We start from the raw sequence: 15,429 nt of genomic DNA, 5'->3' as shown, positions 1-15,429 counted from the left end.
CGCCAGTGCTAAGGCGTTCTCACCGCCCCAGAGTAAATCAAACCCCGTTGCAGATCCAGCGTTATAATCGCTCCATCCCGAATCACCTGCGTTGCCTGCTTCACGCCGACAATCACTGGCACACCGAGACGCAAGCCAATTACTGCTGCATGACTTGTGAGACTTTCCTCTTCGGTAATAATCCCGGCAGCTTTCCGAATTGCCTCAACAAAATCGGCACTAGTGCGGGGTGCAACTAATATGTCTCCCGGATTAAAGTTACTAACATCCATACCAGTATTAGCCACCCGGGCGCGACCACTCACTGAACCTTGTCCCAGTCCAATTCCGTGACCTAGTATTGCCGTCACCACCTCAACCTTAATCAAATCTGTGGAGCCGGAAATTCCCTGGAGTGTGCCAGCAGTCATTACTACTAAATCTCCCTCAGACAGTAACTTAAGTTCCTGAGCCACGTTGATCGCAGCTTGAAATGTCTGACCAGTGGAAGGTAATCCTAGCACCAACAGCGGTTTTACTCCCCACACCATCTGTAGCTGCCGCGCCACATTCACGTGGGGTGTCACTGCCAAAATCGGTGTCTGGGGGCGGAACTTAGAGACATTGCGAGCTGTTGCCCCAGTTTGCGTTAGCGTCATGATTGCCGCTGCGCCTAGTTGTTCGGCAATTTGACCTACAGCTTGACTAATAGCGTTAGGAATGGAGCGCCGGGTATCTCTCAAAGAACGTAGGTTTGAGTGTTGGGCTTCCTCCTGCTCCATCCGCTCGGCAATTCGTGCCATCGTCGCCACTGCTTCTACTGGATAGTCGCCGACAGCAGTTTCATTGGAGAGCATTACAGCGTCTGTGCCATCTAGAATCGCATTTGCCACATCCGACACTTCCGCGCGAGTGGGACGGGGATTGCTCACCATGCTGTCTAACATCTGGGTGGCGGTGATGATGGGAATCCCCAAGCGATTTGCTGTAGCAATGAGCCGCTTTTGGAGTACAGGGACATCTTCGGCTGGCAATTCCACGCCCAAATCGCCTCTGGCAACCATGACGCCATCACACAAAGCCAGAACCGCCTCCATTTGTTCAATAGCTTCGTGCTTTTCAATTTTGGCAACCACTGGCACTTGCTTGCCTGTACTGGAAATTAGCTCTTTAATTTCGATCATGTCCTGCGGATTGCGGACAAAGGAAAGTGCCACCCAATCTACGCCTTGATCCAGACCAAACATCAGATCCTCTCGGTCTTTGTCGGTCATTGCCTTAATTGACAGGTAAACGCCGGGAAAGTTTACACCTTTATTATTAGAAAGTTTTCCAGGCACGGTGATGCGACAATGCAAATCACCTTTGTCCCGGTTAATCTCCTCCACAACCATTTCTACTCGTCCATCATCGAGGAGGATTTTTGCGCCAACTGGGACTTCTTCGGCTAAATAATCGTAGGTGACGCAGCTAATTTCGTGCGTACCAACCACCGGACGATTTGTCAAGGTGAAGCGATCGCCTTTTGCCACAACTATAGACCCGTTGTCAAACTTCCCCAAGCGAATTTTTGGACCCTGCAAGTCTTGGAGAATAGCCACTGGCTGATTTAGTTCAAAGGCGGTTTGCCGAATTAAGCGAATACTACGCTGATGGTCGGCATGAGTTCCGTGGGAGAAGTTTAGCCGCAGCGTCGTGGCTCCCGCTTCAATAATCGCCTTGAGCATTTCAGGACTGCTAGTGGCGGGGCCAATAGTAGCGACAATTTTTGTCCGGCGCAGAGAATCTCTTAATTGCATAGGGGCTGAAGTTAGGGAGCTATCTGGGAAGTCATCGTAACTTGAGTGGCATCTCCTTTTCAGTCACTGCTATATCAATAGATATAAGCAGTTAGAGAGGGTTTATGGGAGAGTGGGGGTTGTGGGATAGACTAGATATAGTACATCAATCTTGTATCCATCCTCCCGACAAAGGAGTTTATCCGATCAACTTCTTGCGAATTTTCATCCCCTACTTGTCAGTAAAGACTAGGCTTTGTCTGGAATCATAGCGTTATTCATCTGCTGATATGCAAAGCTGTAGATAAATATTGCTATACAAAACTTTACAAAAATTTATTCTTTCCTCATCTTTATCGTATATTTGTAATGTTTGATTAAGAAGGAGTCAATGTTAGAGAAGATCGCATCGGAGGCACAAAAGCCACTGACAATCCCACCCAAGGAATTTTTAGCGCCTCCTGGTGATTTCAATCGCACGCTACTGCTGTTTTTCGTAGCTGTGACAATGCTGGTGTTATCTAGCTTTGGTTACTGGCTTTGGGAATGGCCGCACTGGTTGTGCTTTTGTGTTAACACTATTGCCTTGCATTGTGCTGGGACTGTAATTCACGACGCTTGTCACCAATCTGCCCATCGCAACCGGGTGATGAATGCGATGTTGGGGCATGGCAGTGCGTTGATGCTAGTTTTTGCTTTTCCAGTGTTTACGCGGGTGCATTTGCAGCATCATGGCCATGTCAACCATCCCAAGGACGACCCAGATCATTATGTATCTACAGGTGGGCCGCTGTGGCTGATTGCAGTGCGGTTTTTGTACCACGAGGTGTTTTTCTTTAAACGGCGACTGTGGCGTAAATATGAGCTACTAGAATGGTTCATCAGCCGCTTGATTGTCGGTGTAATTGTTTATATATCAGTGCAATACCACTTTTTGGGTTATATTCTCAATTTTTGGTTTATACCGGCTTTCGTGGTGGGGATAGCACTGGGATTCTTTTTTGACTATTTGCCCCATCGTCCTTTTGCGGAGCGCGATCGCTGGAAAAATGCTCGCGTTTATCCTAACCCAATTCTGAATATCCTGATTATGGGACAGAATTACCACTTAATTCATCATCTGTGGCCTTCTATTCCTTGGTATAATTACCAGCCTGCATACTATGTGATGAAGCCACTTTTAGATAAAAAAGGCTGTTATCAAACTTCAGGATTGTTACAAAAAAAGGACTTTTTTGAGTTTGTTTATGACATTTTTTTAGGAATTCGGTTTGATCACCACAAAGAATAGAGTTGTTGCATAAAGCGATCGCCCACTAATAGCTAGCACTGGGGAATTGACAAAAGTACATCATGAGCAAGGCTAGCGTTCATAGTCAACTGAGTGCGATCGCTGCACAATTCCAGATTTTTGAATGTGTTCCCTGTGCGATCGCCTTGCGCTAATTCCTAATTGATCAAAACATTTCTGGTAAACAGATTAGCCTGTTCACAGGTAGTAGAGAAGATCCCTTCTGCAACATTTACCATGAACGCCTCCGACAAAATATCTCCATTAACGGACGACATGAAGCGATCGCCGTTGAAATTGATGGACAAGAACTCATCTTTGACAACATCCACCCCGAAGGAATTTCAAGAGTAGACTGGATTAATAACCTATACTGCCCTGCCCAAGATTTAGGCGGCAATTTCCAAATCACCGAAATCGAATTTTAAGCTAGAGGGACAGATGGTTGATTTATATGACCTAATCTGCAATATAAAGAAACGTCCTGCCATGTATTTAGGACGAGCTTCCATTTCCAACCTCCGCACTTTTCTGGCAGGTTACTGCTTTGCTCGTCGCCAGATAGGAATCCCTCAAACACAACAAGAACAGCAATTTTCAGAATTTCAAACCTGGATTCAGCAGAGATTTAATTTAACTTCCAATCAGACTTGGGATCAGATTATTTTATTTTTCTCCCAAGATGAACACACTGCACTAGATCAGTTTTTCAAATTGTTTGATGAATTCACTCAAACAGAATATTCCAGTGAATTTCAACCGAATGCAACGAATAGCTTGATAGTAGTTTCAGGAACTCAAGAGTAAAAGAAACTTGAAATGAATGCTTTAGTCTAAGAACTTGACACAAAACTACGCCAATGGCAACCTAACATTGCTCAATAATTGCAACAATGTCTCGCAGAGATTATTGAACTGGCAGATCAGGATGCTCTAGATATTCTTCGTTCCAGAGTAGTTGAACAAGAAGTATTGGATTTGATTGATGAACTCTGAAGCTGTTAGACCATAATTGCCTGAGTTGAGAGCCTCTCTTGCCCAACCTTGAATTTTTCTAAGCATTTCAGGCTCGTTCATTATATCGAATTTACACTAAGGTTCTGGACTATCTAAACCATGTGTTATGTTACGCTTAACATTGTGATTTCCCTCAGAAAGATTGCCATAAAAATATGCTGCGATGTCTCTCTCTTTTTCTAACCCTGCATTATAAGTCTATTTCAGTATTTCATTAGCAACAGATACAGTCTTACTCGCAAAACGCTTGCCTGCTTCAAATTGTCCTTGTGCAATTAATAGTTTGTACATTTTACGAGACATATCATAGATTGTAGCCATCTGTTCAATAGTAAAATTTCCATACTCTACCAGTTCAAAAAATTTGTTCCCACTAACAATAGCTACATCGTAATCAAACCCCATAGCGCACTCCAGCATATTGAGGTAAAAGATTGGATTATTCGAGTATCTACTAGCAAGAGTTTGAATGGAGTTAAAAGCATCTCTGAAATATTGAGAAGCAGTTTCCGGTGAAACTTGATATATATTTATTCCTTGTCGATATAGCCCATTACCCCTCCTCAACGCATCTTCTCCAAAAATTGATGTGTTCCAATCTGCTTTAACTGCTTTGTTAGAGAATGATTCTAGAGCAGGAGAGCTAGAAGACGAGCTTGGAGTAGTAGAGGATTGTGGTGGATTAGATGTATTTACATCTTTACTCATAGAAATCAAAAGGATAACGAACCCTACAAAAAGTAAGATTGCAAGGAAGATGCCCATACATACTCTCCGCATGTTATTTCAAGAACTATTCTCCTTACTATTCCCAAACAGTTCTACGATCTAAGTGGTTATTAGACGGAAAATTTCTGGATAAGTAAGTGTGCGAGAAAATTTCCAAGTATGTAACGAAATCTAAATTCGACAGATACCTTACAAATTCCTTATTTCACTGTTTTTACAAAAATAAACATATATTGGTTTTCTCGTGCCTACCTACTTAAGAGCAATAGCTTTTGTATATGAAATGATTACAAAAAGCTAATAATAAGCTAATGAGCATTATAAGTTATATAAAACTAGAGATGCGGCTGCTTACTAGAAGCGAATCATTCTGAAAAAATGAATGACGATTAGCTTACTTTCCTGCCAATAGCAACAGGTTGAGCAGCCTCATCATCGCCGTAGTAACTTATTTTGTGCTGTTTTTTATATATCCTAAATAATTTACACTTTTGACTTAACTGCTGGCTGTGATGTTTGTAAAGACTGGGGCAAACTCCAGTCGGGACGCAAGCCAGCGGCGTTGCGTAAATAGATATGATGAATTGAGGCGGAGGCTGGCAGATAGGCGTGGATTAAGAACCGAATGCAGCGCTGTAAGCTACCTTCGACGTGCATTTGCTGCACATCCAACATTGCCACATTATCCCAACCAGTCCGCGCTCTGGCGATTGCAGCTGGAAAAACTACGTCTAAATCACGTGTCACAGAGAAAGTCACACTAATCATGTCGCTCGGCTGGAATTGATTCCGGTTTTCCAGCTCATCTAGTAGTTCTGTCACCACCTCTCGGATTGCCTCAACAGTATTTTCTGAAGCAGTTGTTGCTCCGCGAATAGCCCGCATTTGCCAGTCCACGCCAAAATCCTCCTTAAAACACAAAAGTGAGAAGTTAGGAGTTAAGAATGAGAAGTAAGATTTTTAACTCATAACTCCTCACTCATAACCGGAGGCGGAGCGTCTTTGGCTCCGCTCCTAACTCATACTAGGGTCGATATAACCACAACGGTAAACCACTGGTAGACATTTCAAATTCGAGCCAATCAATACCAGCCCCAATTCCTGATGAAACCTGACGACTCCCTGGTAAAAGGCGACTCAATAAAGGTTTACGTTCTTCTAGGGTATAGCAGAGAGTTTTTTCCGGATCAAGACCGACCAGTTCTGCTGTCCAGCGACGGGCATCTTCTTCTGTACCCAGGCGGTCTACAACACCCAACTCTAGGGCTTGCTGTCCGGTAAAAATCCGACCATCGGCGAAGCTTTTCACAGTTTCTACTGCTAAAGAACGGCCATCAGCTACCGTTTGGACAAACTGCTGATAACTTGTGTCAATCAACTCTTGCAGGATGTTTGCTTCTGGTTGAGTCAGTTCCCGGTCAAAAGCCAAAATGTCTTTGTAAGGGCCAGACTTAATTACCATGAAGGAAACACCGATTTTTTCTAGCAAGCGTTCCAAGTTATTCCCACGCAAAATCACACCGATACTACCCGTAATTGTACCTGGGTTAGCTACGATGTGTTCGGCTCCCATGCCGATGTAGACTCCTCCAGAAGCCGAAATATTGCCAAAGCTAGCGACGATTTTAATTTTTTCGCGCAAACGCTTCAGGGCGCTGTAGATTTCTTGGGAATCTCCGACTGTACCGCCAGGACTATCAATACGTAGCAATAATGCGGGAAACTTTTTTTCTTCTATCGTTTTCAGGGCTTCTAGGACGCGTTTGCGAGTAGCACCGGCGATCGCACCAGTAATTTCAATCCGCGCAATTTGTTTTCTAAACTTGGGCTTAAACGGCCAAATCATGAGTTGTCAACATACCTCGTAATATAATTCAATATAAGATGCCCAGAGGTCAGACGACTTGCTTTGCTCTGTTAAGAAACATGAGCAGGCACTGTGCTGTTCAAGATTTTAAGGAAATTTTTATATTTTGCAGTGAGTTTTTTTTGATATTCTCAAGAAATGCTAATCAAGTCCTTAAAGATTGTAGCTAACACAAAATGCCAAACTCTAGTTTAGCGTCAAACGTGGTGATTTAGCACAGACTTTTTTAGCTGGTTTGCAGAATTAAAAATTCTAAAACCTTTGATAATTTATCTTTTTGACCTCTTGATAATTAGTTTGCTACGGTCGCGCACCTGTACTAGTCGTCAGTAATTAATAACTAATAACTAATGAATAATAAGTATTTAATCAAGAATTTTGGTACTCAATATTAATCAATAAAAATTCATTCAGCAACACTAATCCCTATTTAGGTTAAGACCAGTAGTACTTTCACTTTTGGAAATATCACTTTTTCCTTTGTTGTACAGCCTATGAGCACCTGACGAAGGAATTTGCACTATTTATGAATCAATTCGTAAAATTTGACACCGATAATAAGCGTACATATCAAACAGTGCCCCGACGAAACTCCAGGTCAAGCTAATCACAAATAATCCCCGAAGGGGAGTTCCACTGCCAAAGGTGGCGAGAAAATGCATAATCTGAGTAGCGATCGCCTCAGTAAACTCTTGTAAACCGGGGAAGTGACCGATGAGGGATAAAAGGAACAGTCCGCCGCCAACAAGTAACATGGGAGCGACAAAACTAAAAATGATCGTAAGTAGTAAAGAGCGGAGAAAGTTAATGAAAATAGTCATTTAGGACAAACTCCGTGAGTAGAGATGACAAGAGCTAGATAGCGGTTTGTCATTTTCTACAATACGTGCGATCGCTTCAGAGCAGACAATCTGTCAAAAATCTTAAGTTTTCATTAAAAGAAACGGCTACCAGTTACAGCACATGCTGGGGATATAAATAAATGACTTAAATCTACGAAAACCTTGTAAAATCAAGGTTATAGCCAAGGCTAGCACCTATTTATTGGTTTGCAGTATGTTTAACAACAGCTTCATTTTCTGAGAGCATCTTTAATCTAAGTTAATATTCAGCCCCGTTGGGGGTATGGGGAGATAGGGGAAATAACCAATGCCCCAGTCATCAGTTCCCATTCCCTATTCTCAACGACTTCCGCTATTCTTAAGGCAGTTACCGAGTTAGCTAGAGAACATTGAACCAGACTACATCCAAATCCAGTTTAGGAGAATGGAGTCAGCGGCTGCTGGCAGCGATTTTTCTGGGTGGGCAAGTACTAGTTCACCTATTGAAGGGCAAAATCCATCGGCGCAACACCTTGCAACAAATGGCAGCAGTTGGGCCAGATTCCCTATTTATTGCTCTATTGACGGCTATTTTCGTTGGCGCAGTGTTTACCATTCAGGTGGCGCGGGAATTTATCAACTTTGGCGCAGGAAACATTATCGGCGGAGTGCTTTCTGTCGCGTTGACACGAGAACTCGCTCCCGTGTTGACAGCAGTGGTTTTGGCGGGGCGAGTCGGTTCTGCCTTTGCAGCCGAAATCGGTACCATGCGGGTCACAGAACAAATCGATGCCATGTTGATGTTAAGAACAGATCCAATCGATTACCTGGTTATCCCCCGCGTCCTTGCTTGCTGTTTAATGCTACCAATTTTAACCCTCTTGTCTTTGGTAACAGGGATGTTCGGGGGATTAATAATTGCGACAAATATCTACAGCCTGTCTGATACGGTATTTCTAGACTCAGCCCGTAACTTTCTTGGGATCTGGGATATTTTGAGCGCCATGATTAAGGCGTGTTGCTTTGGCATTTTAATCGCCGTAATTGGTTGCAGTTGGGGGTTGACGACAACAGGAGGAGCCAAAGGTGTAGGACAGTCAACCACAACTGCTGTTGTGACTGCCTTACTGATTATATTTGTTAGTAACTTCTTTCTTTCTTGGTTAATGTTTCAGGGGACTGGCAGTGCATTCTTGCAAGGCCTATAAAAGTTAGGAGCAAAGCCGGAGACGCTCAGCCTCCGGTTAGGAGTTATGAGTTAAAACTCCTTACTCCTAACTCTTAAAATAGGAGAGATGCCTAGTAATAAAGCAGGATTTAAGACTGTGACCAGTTCATTTGCTCCTAACTCCACATCAACTGTGGAACTCAAGCCTAGTTACAATATACCTATAGTGTTGGTGATTGCCGCCATTCCACTACTGTTGGTACAACCGTTGGTAGGTTCCGTTTTCACACTGTTTGGTTTGTTTCTCATGTTTCAGGCGTTAACGCTGCGTTTACAATTTACCGCCACCGACTTAGATATTTACAGAGGCGAAAAATTGATTCGGCGCTTTCCCTACCAGGAATGGCAAAACTGGCGGATATTTTGGAGTGGAGTCCCCATCCTGTTTTACTTTAAAGAAATTAAAAGCATTCACTTTTTGCCGATTTTATTTGACCCCAATACCTTGAAAAATTGCTTAGAACAACGTTGTCCACGTATTTAGTGCTGATATTGATTACCTATGAGGTTGCTCCAGAACTTGGGGCAAAATCCCCAAGTCTGACCAAGCTTGATTTTGTGCAGCTTCATAAATAATTGGTATGAGTACCATCTGTGCTGAGTCGTTTTGCTCTAGACTCATAACTCAGCACTCATGACTCAAAACTTTTATGGCAGGTCAATTGTAATATTTCTGAAAGCTATTTATTCGCGTCATAGGAATTACACTATTGTTTATGAACCCAGAGGAATCTCAAACCCCAGAACCAATTGATGAGCGGTTGGCAGAAAAACAAGAACAGAACAATGCAGTAGAACATCCAGTAAATCCATCTGTTGAGTTAGTGGTAGAAACAGCAGCCATTAGCTCATCACCAGACTACGCAACTTTTGAGCCACTCATCTCCAATGCAGAAGTGGTAGATTCGACAGTAGAGCTAACAGAAAATTCAAATGGCGAGTTTGTAGCGCAGTTAGAAGCGGGAAATGTCGGACTGGGGTCAAAAATCGGATCAGAAAATAATTCATTATATGCAGAGGCAGAGCAGCGAGTGGCAGAGTTGCAGAGCGCTGAAGCTGCCCTCAAGGAAGAAATAGCTAAGCTGCAAGCTTCTTACAAAAACCTTCAGTCACAAGTGACTGAAACTCAAACCTCACTGGGACGGCTCGTGCAAGAGTCACTGGTGCAATTAGAACAACGCAAACAAGCGCTGCAAATTTCTGTAGAACAGCTAGAACGCCGTCAAGAACGTATCCGCAACGAGATGCGAACCACTTTTGCTGGAGCATCCCAAGACTTAGCAATTCGGGTGCAGGGTTTTAAAGACTATCTCACAGGTAGCTTACAGGATTTGGCCGCAGCCGCTGAACAGTTGCAACTGACACCAAGTGTAGTGGAACGAGAAAAACCATCTGTAAAAGAGGCTAAACCAGTTGAACCCCAACCTGGAATACCCCAATTTGCCCAACAGCAATTTCAAGATACTACAAAGCAAATTCGCCGCCTAATTGACCAATACCGCAACAAACCAGATTACTACGGGCCAGCGTGGCAACTACGCCGAACCTTTGAACCAATCCACGCAGAACGAGTCTCCAACTGGTTTTTTACCCAAGGGGGACGGGGTGGTTTGCGGACAATGGGTAGCCGCTTACAGAATATCCTAATTGCCTCAGCCGCAATTTCGATATTACACAAGCTGTATGGCGATCGCGTCCGTACTTTAGTTTTAGCTAATACACCGGAGCGATTAGGTGAATGGCGGCGCGGCTTGCAAGACTGTCTGGGAATCGGTCGTCCGGATTTTGGCCCAGACCGAGGTGTGGTATTATTTGAGGCGTCTGATGCTCTGGCTCAGAAAGCAGACCGATTGACGAAGGCCGATCAACTGCCCTTAATTATAATTGACGATTCAGAGGAGCAAATCAGTTTGTCACTACTGCAATTTCCTCTGTGGTTAGCCTTTGCCCCTGATCCCAAAACCGTGAGAAACTATGATGATGACTTTTAATTAGTCAATAGTCCAGAGTTAAAAGCTATTTCTCTGGACTTTTTTGAATTTTGAATGAGTGAATTTTAAATTTTATTATGGCTATTTGGTTAACCGGATGTGGGGCAATTGTGGTCATAGCCTACCTGCTGGGTTCTTTTCCCACTGGGTACATTGCTGTAAAGCAGTTAAAAGGTATTGATATTCGGGAAGTTGGTTCAGGTTCCACTGGTGCAACTAATGTACTAAGAACCTTGGGGAAAGGGCCAGGAGCATTGGTTTTAGTACTTGATTCCTTAAAGGGAGTATTAGCGATCGCTCTGGTTTATTGGTTGTTCAATTTTGCACCCAGTCAAAATTTTATCCCCTCAACGGTAGATGCACAAGTGTGGCAACCCTGGTTGGTAACTTTAGTTGGGTTAGCTGCCATCCTGGGACATAGTAAATCGATTTTTTTGGGCTTTACCGGTGGTAAATCTGTTGCTATCAGCTTGGGGATTTTGTTGGTAATGAGTTGGCAGGTAGGTTTAGCAACAGCGGGTGTGTTTGCCGTCGTTGTGGCGATATCGCGGCTTGTCTCTTTGAGTTCAATTGCAGGTGCGATCGCTGTTTCCATTTTCATGATCCTTTTGCATCAACCGTTACCCTATGTTCTATTTGGGATTGCCGGTGGATTGTATGTGATTTTGCGCCATCTCACTAATATTGAACGACTGCTTGCGGGAACGGAGCCAAAAATTGGGCAAAATGTAGCGACACCAGAACAAACTGGATAATTAACCAACCGCAATACGCTGTATTTTTTGCCCCATGCTTCAGCCGGGTTAGGCTTATGAATGAACGTTCCCTTTAATTAAACGGTGGAAAAGACGGCAAGGCCACAAAAAAGCTCCACAGATACTTACTGAGGCGATGGCGGCCACAACTCGCCAACTCGAACTAGGCGGAGTGGCAGAATCTGAAGGATGAGCTTGTGTACTTTTAGCTAGTTCTGGCACTGAATGAGATAACTGACTGGCTGTACTCACCCCTTCAATCGCTGCTCCAATTAGATAAGCTACCAGGGCAATTACTAGCCAGTGATTCATAATATTCCACTGTTTGAACTATGAGCGTATGCTTGGCAGTGAGCAATTATTTGATTTCTCGTGCTAATCATTGCCGCCTTGGCCGAAGGATAATCGACCTTCCGCTGTATCGCGAATCAGGGGCAGTTTAGATTTTATATAAGTATTGAGGGTGCTATCTGCCTGGGCATCAATCCCCTGCTTAACTTTTAACTGCTGGAGGAGCAATTGTACTAAGGCAGCATCGTCAAACTGGAGCAGGGTGCTGACCTGGGTAGATTCGATTACAGCCCAGAGCTGTTGCATCATTTTAGCAGTCACCATGAGCCTGTAACCTCTTAAGCTTTTCTTTATATTTGCACAGATTTAGAATTTATAGTTAGTTTTTATCTAAAGACTTATAAAGATGTAGGCTGAAAACGCCTGAGTCAGTTAAGAGGGTTAAGTAATAGAATTTTTTAATTGATTGTACACCACTTACTATTTCCTATCTTAAACCGTACTCTATAAAGAAAAAAACTGCTAAAAGACTTAGATCCTCCCTAACCCTTCTTTCTAAGGAGGGAATTAGAGCAAGGCTTTTGAAAAGCCACAATGCAGATATACGTATGCATCAGCGCTTTTTGTGGAGGGAAACTTCAGTCGTTGTCGTCTGGTACTTTTGCTAGAAGTTTATTGTGAAACTTTCGCACAAGATCCTTCTTGACCAGAAGGATCGGAAAAAATTGCTAAAGTGTGATATTCAGGGTTATCTGTTCCATATAACACTCGGAAAGTATACAACTTATTTTTACCTTGCGCTTCGGTAACAACTGTTAAAAGTGTATTGCTAGTAGGAGGAAGTCCAGGAATGTCCAGTTTTTTAATTCGTCTGAGTTGAATGACATTCGCTGCTGAGTTTTTACAATCTCCTCCACTAGTATTAGGATCTTGACCAAACTGCATACATACCGGTCCATCAAAATCTATAGTTACCTGTGACGGATCGTTTAACCAAACTTTTTTAATTACTTCTCCAGCCGGAATAAAACTTAAGTTTGTTCCTTGTTGATACCAAACCTTAATAGTAGGTATTAGTCCCCCTAAACCCTGTGCTTGGCAAGAAAATACGGAACGCAGAACAGCATTATTAGCTATAGCACGACCTACTAACAAGAACATAGCAACCGAGAAAATCAAGGAAGCTATAGGTAGGAAATAATAATTATTTGAGGTATTTCCTGACAAGTTAGTATTATTTTTCATGGTTGCAAATGGGGTAGATTGGTAGATAGAATAAGGGGAGATGGGAAGGATGGAAGGAAAACTAATTACCAATTACCATTACCCAATCCAAAATCTAAAATTAGTATAAATCCTACCTCCTAAAACTGGGTTACTTGATTAACGTATATTTCAATATTTGTACCGGCTGGCAAAAACCAAACATTAGTTTGTTGTGACATTTGGGCGATCGCCTGTTGATTACGTTGGGCAATTTGGGGAACTACAGAGTTCATACCACCTTCCACAACTCCAGCTGCAAGGTTGCGTCTGTTCTTAGTAACAGTAGTAAGACTTGTGCTGCTACTGGTGTTGCCGTCAACGGTACTTTGTGTAGTAAGTGGTTGGAGTTCAGTATCACTACGGTTTATTAACTCTGCCGCTTTACCAATACCTCCCAAAATGAATAGTCCTGCATCCATTGATGCTATGGACGAACTTGAACTGGGAAATTTATTTGCAATTAAAGGTTTACCTTGGGTACCGCGAAGAATAATTGCATTGTTGGGTAAGCTTAGTTCTGTAGGGTTGCCATCATTATGCGAGATAACTTTGACTACGTTCATCTGCAAAAGACCTTGTTCAGAAAGGGAACCAATTTCAGTGAGGAATTCGGTGTTTGCAGGTAAAGCGATCGAACCATCCGTAGATTTTAATGGTTCTTTCAATCGGATCACAAATACGTTTTTCTCTCCACCTGCTTCATCACCACCGCCTGATTTAGTATTAGTTTCCCCAAATATCGCTGTTGCTAACACAGCTTTAGCACTACTTCCTACTGCTACAGATTTATCTCCCTTCGCTTGCGCTTGGCTCACCACAGGAGCAGGAGTTTCCTGTTGTGGGGTGGTTTGGTCAGGATTGGGGTTTGGTGTCTGTTCCTGCGGCTGCGTATTGTTTGCAGGTTCAGGAGCAGCTGCGATGTTATTAGGTTGATCAGTGACGCTTACTTGACCGTAGCTACCTAACTTTGCTAACCTTGCCCACTCTTGTAATGGGCTTGGTGGAGATGGTGGAGTTATATTGACTACGGGTTGAGTGTTTGGCTGCACAACTGGTATCTGGGGTGATGGCAAAGGTTGAGAAGCAGGTACTTTAACGATGCGCTCAACTGTCACTGTCCGAGGTATGTATGTTGGTGCGGGTGTTGGGATCACTTTCTCTCTACCTCTGGGAGAAACTGACGGTTCTGCTTTTAAGGCTACTGTCGGCGTTGATTTGGCAATTCTGAGCTGTTGTTGGGCGGCTTTCACTGACTCTGCTTGTTCAGTCAGGGCTAATTTCGTTTTGTAAGTATCTAGATCGCTTTCTAGCTGTTGAGAGCTAGATTCATTAGTTGGCTGCTTTTGTACTTGTGGAGAAACAATATTTTTTGGCTTTTGATTGCTGGAACTCATCAACTGGGACAAAAACACACCACCCACCAAAACTATCGCTAAGGTAGCAGCGCCTACCAAGCCTAACTTTGCAAAGGGATTAGATGAGATGGGTTGCTTAGTCTGAACTTCTTGTGGTTGAGAAAGCGACTCTTGCGGCGTTGCAGAGTCTTCTGATCCTTGGGTATCGGTAGAAGATTCTTCTTCAAAGCCGACCAACCTTGACATCTCTGATTCCCAATCTAAAGATTCTACTTCTGGTTGGCGATCGTCGGTAGTTAGAGTAAATCCATTTTGGGGAGGCGTTTTTGCAGGAATTGAGTATCGAGTCATGGTAAAGCTTGGTTAGGATTTCCAGAACAATTTTTATCTTTGATTTCACATACATTGTAAATTTCTAGTCTGGCTTCACCAAGGCGGTAAGCTGCGAAGTGCAACGGTAGTGGTGCATTTGGTAGCGAAGTTGCTGGTTCATCTATTGCTCTAACTAAAATTTGTTTATTAAACGAAATTGATTTTCCCAACTTATCATAACTGCTAAAAACTAATTGATTGGCAAACATCTCTACTTTCCACTTTCCATCGCCTATTTCTGTAGGTTGATAAATTTTTTGGATTACTAATACATTCTCAGTTCCTCTATTAACATTTTCAAATTGGTTATCTGGATTTAAATTAGTAAGTTCTGACTTAAGTTTTTGTTTAAAATCATCAGCTACCAGTTGGGAGGTAATTTCCCAAACTTGTGTTGGCGGCTGTTGTTGTGACCAGGTAAGCATTAAGCTCATAGTTTCACCCACAAAGCGCCGAATAGCCTCTGGCTGTCGCTTTAAATTTGGTTGGGGGTCTATGGTTATAGTGCGACCATCAACAAGCTGCACTAAGCTTTGAGGTGTAAGTTGCCGACTTAACTGTTGTAACATAGACCCGTGAAATATTAGCAAAAGCAAGGTAAACAGATGTAAACCAAATGTTCCTACTACCAACAGTGGTAAGGGGCTATTTTTTTTGTTTTCTGGTTTGAGTAATTGCATTAATAATTA

General features: G+C 43.0%; 18 protein-coding genes. 7 read left to right on the top strand and 11 right to left on the bottom strand.

Annotated features, from left to right (window positions below; translation table 11 throughout):
* Nucleotides 1-8: 8 nt before the first annotated feature.
* Nucleotides 9-1,778 (bottom strand): pyruvate kinase, encoded by a 1,770-nt coding sequence (gene pyk / locus V7K49_RS32920; protein WP_273766276.1) that lies wholly within the window; start codon nucleotides 1,776-1,778, stop codon nucleotides 9-11.
* 370 nt (nucleotides 1,779-2,148) lie between these two features.
* Here pyk and crtR point away from each other — a divergent pair, with 370 nt between their 5' ends.
* From crtR to V7K49_RS32905, 3 genes are all read left to right on the top strand, one after another.
* Nucleotides 2,149-3,048 (top strand): beta-carotene hydroxylase, encoded by a 900-nt coding sequence (crtR, locus tag V7K49_RS32915; RefSeq protein WP_335209407.1) that lies wholly within the window; start codon nucleotides 2,149-2,151, stop codon nucleotides 3,046-3,048.
* 161 nt (nucleotides 3,049-3,209) lie between these two features.
* A complete protein-coding gene (locus V7K49_RS32910; RefSeq protein WP_334868322.1) occupies nucleotides 3,210-3,476 on the top strand; it encodes a papain fold toxin domain-containing protein in 267 nt (88 codons plus the stop codon).
* Between the two features lie 13 nt (nucleotides 3,477-3,489).
* Nucleotides 3,490-3,855, top strand: coding sequence for a hypothetical protein (locus V7K49_RS32905; protein ID WP_335209406.1), 366 nt, complete (start codon nucleotides 3,490-3,492; stop codon nucleotides 3,853-3,855).
* A gap of 408 nt (nucleotides 3,856-4,263) precedes the next feature.
* On the opposite strand, the gene V7K49_RS32900 is transcribed toward V7K49_RS32905, so the two are convergent.
* The 4 genes from V7K49_RS32900 to V7K49_RS32885 form a co-directional block, all read right to left on the bottom strand.
* Nucleotides 4,264-4,830, bottom strand: coding sequence for a hypothetical protein (locus V7K49_RS32900; RefSeq protein ID WP_335209405.1), 567 nt, complete (start codon nucleotides 4,828-4,830; stop codon nucleotides 4,264-4,266).
* Nucleotides 4,831-5,277: 447 nt separating this feature from the next.
* Nucleotides 5,278-5,691, bottom strand: a complete 414-nt coding sequence (gene aroH / locus V7K49_RS32895; RefSeq protein WP_335209403.1) for a chorismate mutase — start codon at nucleotides 5,689-5,691, stop codon at nucleotides 5,278-5,280.
* Between the two features lie 127 nt (nucleotides 5,692-5,818).
* Nucleotides 5,819-6,640, bottom strand: a complete 822-nt coding sequence (gene sppA, locus V7K49_RS32890) for a signal peptide peptidase SppA (RefSeq protein WP_298914614.1) — start codon at nucleotides 6,638-6,640, stop codon at nucleotides 5,819-5,821.
* 545 nt (nucleotides 6,641-7,185) lie between these two features.
* Complete coding sequence (locus V7K49_RS32885; RefSeq protein WP_334868074.1) at nucleotides 7,186-7,482, bottom strand: hypothetical protein; 297 nt, start codon at nucleotides 7,480-7,482, stop codon at nucleotides 7,186-7,188.
* A gap of 410 nt (nucleotides 7,483-7,892) precedes the next feature.
* Between V7K49_RS32885 and V7K49_RS32880 the strand changes: the two genes are divergently transcribed.
* Both V7K49_RS32880 and V7K49_RS32875 read left to right on the top strand, forming a co-directional pair.
* Nucleotides 7,893-8,690: an MlaE family lipid ABC transporter permease subunit gene (locus V7K49_RS32880; RefSeq protein ID WP_334792738.1), complete on the top strand. Its 798-nt coding sequence runs from the start codon at nucleotides 7,893-7,895 to the stop codon at nucleotides 8,688-8,690.
* 87 nt (nucleotides 8,691-8,777) lie between these two features.
* Nucleotides 8,778-9,194 (top strand): DUF3119 family protein, encoded by a 417-nt coding sequence (locus V7K49_RS32875; protein WP_334792739.1) that lies wholly within the window; start codon nucleotides 8,778-8,780, stop codon nucleotides 9,192-9,194.
* Between the two features lie 12 nt (nucleotides 9,195-9,206).
* On the opposite strand, the gene V7K49_RS32870 is transcribed toward V7K49_RS32875, so the two are convergent.
* Nucleotides 9,207-9,332 carry a hypothetical protein gene (locus V7K49_RS32870; protein ID WP_334868072.1) on the bottom strand — a complete coding sequence of 42 codons (126 nt, stop codon included), beginning with the start codon at nucleotides 9,330-9,332 and terminating at the stop codon, nucleotides 9,207-9,209.
* A 94-nt stretch (nucleotides 9,333-9,426) separates the two neighbouring features.
* On the opposite strand from V7K49_RS32870, the gene V7K49_RS32865 reads away from it, so the two are divergent.
* Both V7K49_RS32865 and plsY read left to right on the top strand, forming a co-directional pair.
* Complete coding sequence (locus tag V7K49_RS32865) at nucleotides 9,427-10,701, top strand: DUF3086 domain-containing protein (protein ID WP_334868070.1); 1,275 nt, start codon at nucleotides 9,427-9,429, stop codon at nucleotides 10,699-10,701.
* 77 nt (nucleotides 10,702-10,778) lie between these two features.
* Nucleotides 10,779-11,456, top strand: a complete 678-nt coding sequence (gene plsY, locus V7K49_RS32860) for a glycerol-3-phosphate 1-O-acyltransferase PlsY (RefSeq protein WP_335209401.1) — start codon at nucleotides 10,779-10,781, stop codon at nucleotides 11,454-11,456.
* A gap of 54 nt (nucleotides 11,457-11,510) precedes the next feature.
* Here the strand turns inward: plsY and V7K49_RS32855 are convergent, their stop codons facing one another.
* The 5 genes from V7K49_RS32855 to V7K49_RS32835 all read right to left on the bottom strand — a co-directional run bounded on the left by V7K49_RS32855 (nucleotide 11,511) and on the right by V7K49_RS32835 (nucleotide 15,420).
* A complete protein-coding gene (locus V7K49_RS32855) occupies nucleotides 11,511-11,768 on the bottom strand; it encodes a hypothetical protein (RefSeq protein ID WP_298914598.1) in 258 nt (85 codons plus the stop codon).
* 63 nt (nucleotides 11,769-11,831) lie between these two features.
* Nucleotides 11,832-12,071, bottom strand: a complete 240-nt coding sequence (locus tag V7K49_RS32850) for a hypothetical protein (RefSeq protein WP_334725213.1) — start codon at nucleotides 12,069-12,071, stop codon at nucleotides 11,832-11,834.
* Nucleotides 12,072-12,419: 348 nt separating this feature from the next.
* Nucleotides 12,420-12,992 (bottom strand): hypothetical protein, encoded by a 573-nt coding sequence (locus V7K49_RS32845; RefSeq protein WP_335209399.1) that lies wholly within the window; start codon nucleotides 12,990-12,992, stop codon nucleotides 12,420-12,422.
* 119 nt (nucleotides 12,993-13,111) lie between these two features.
* On the bottom strand, nucleotides 13,112-14,719 hold the full coding sequence (locus V7K49_RS32840; RefSeq protein ID WP_335209397.1) for a TrbI/VirB10 family protein: 1,608 nt from the start codon (nucleotides 14,717-14,719) through the stop codon (nucleotides 13,112-13,114).
* Nucleotides 14,716-15,420, bottom strand: coding sequence for a hypothetical protein (locus tag V7K49_RS32835; RefSeq protein ID WP_335209395.1), 705 nt, complete (start codon nucleotides 15,418-15,420; stop codon nucleotides 14,716-14,718). The genes V7K49_RS32840 and V7K49_RS32835 overlap by 4 nt, the downstream gene beginning before the upstream one ends.
* Between the last annotated feature and the right edge of the window lie 9 nt (nucleotides 15,421-15,429).

Source organism: Nostoc sp. (assembly GCF_036919675.1).
Lineage (GTDB): Bacteria > Cyanobacteriota > Cyanobacteriia > Cyanobacteriales > Nostocaceae > Nostoc.
Note: the sequence above shows the minus strand (reverse complement) of the source record. Positions and strands in the feature narration are given on the sequence as shown.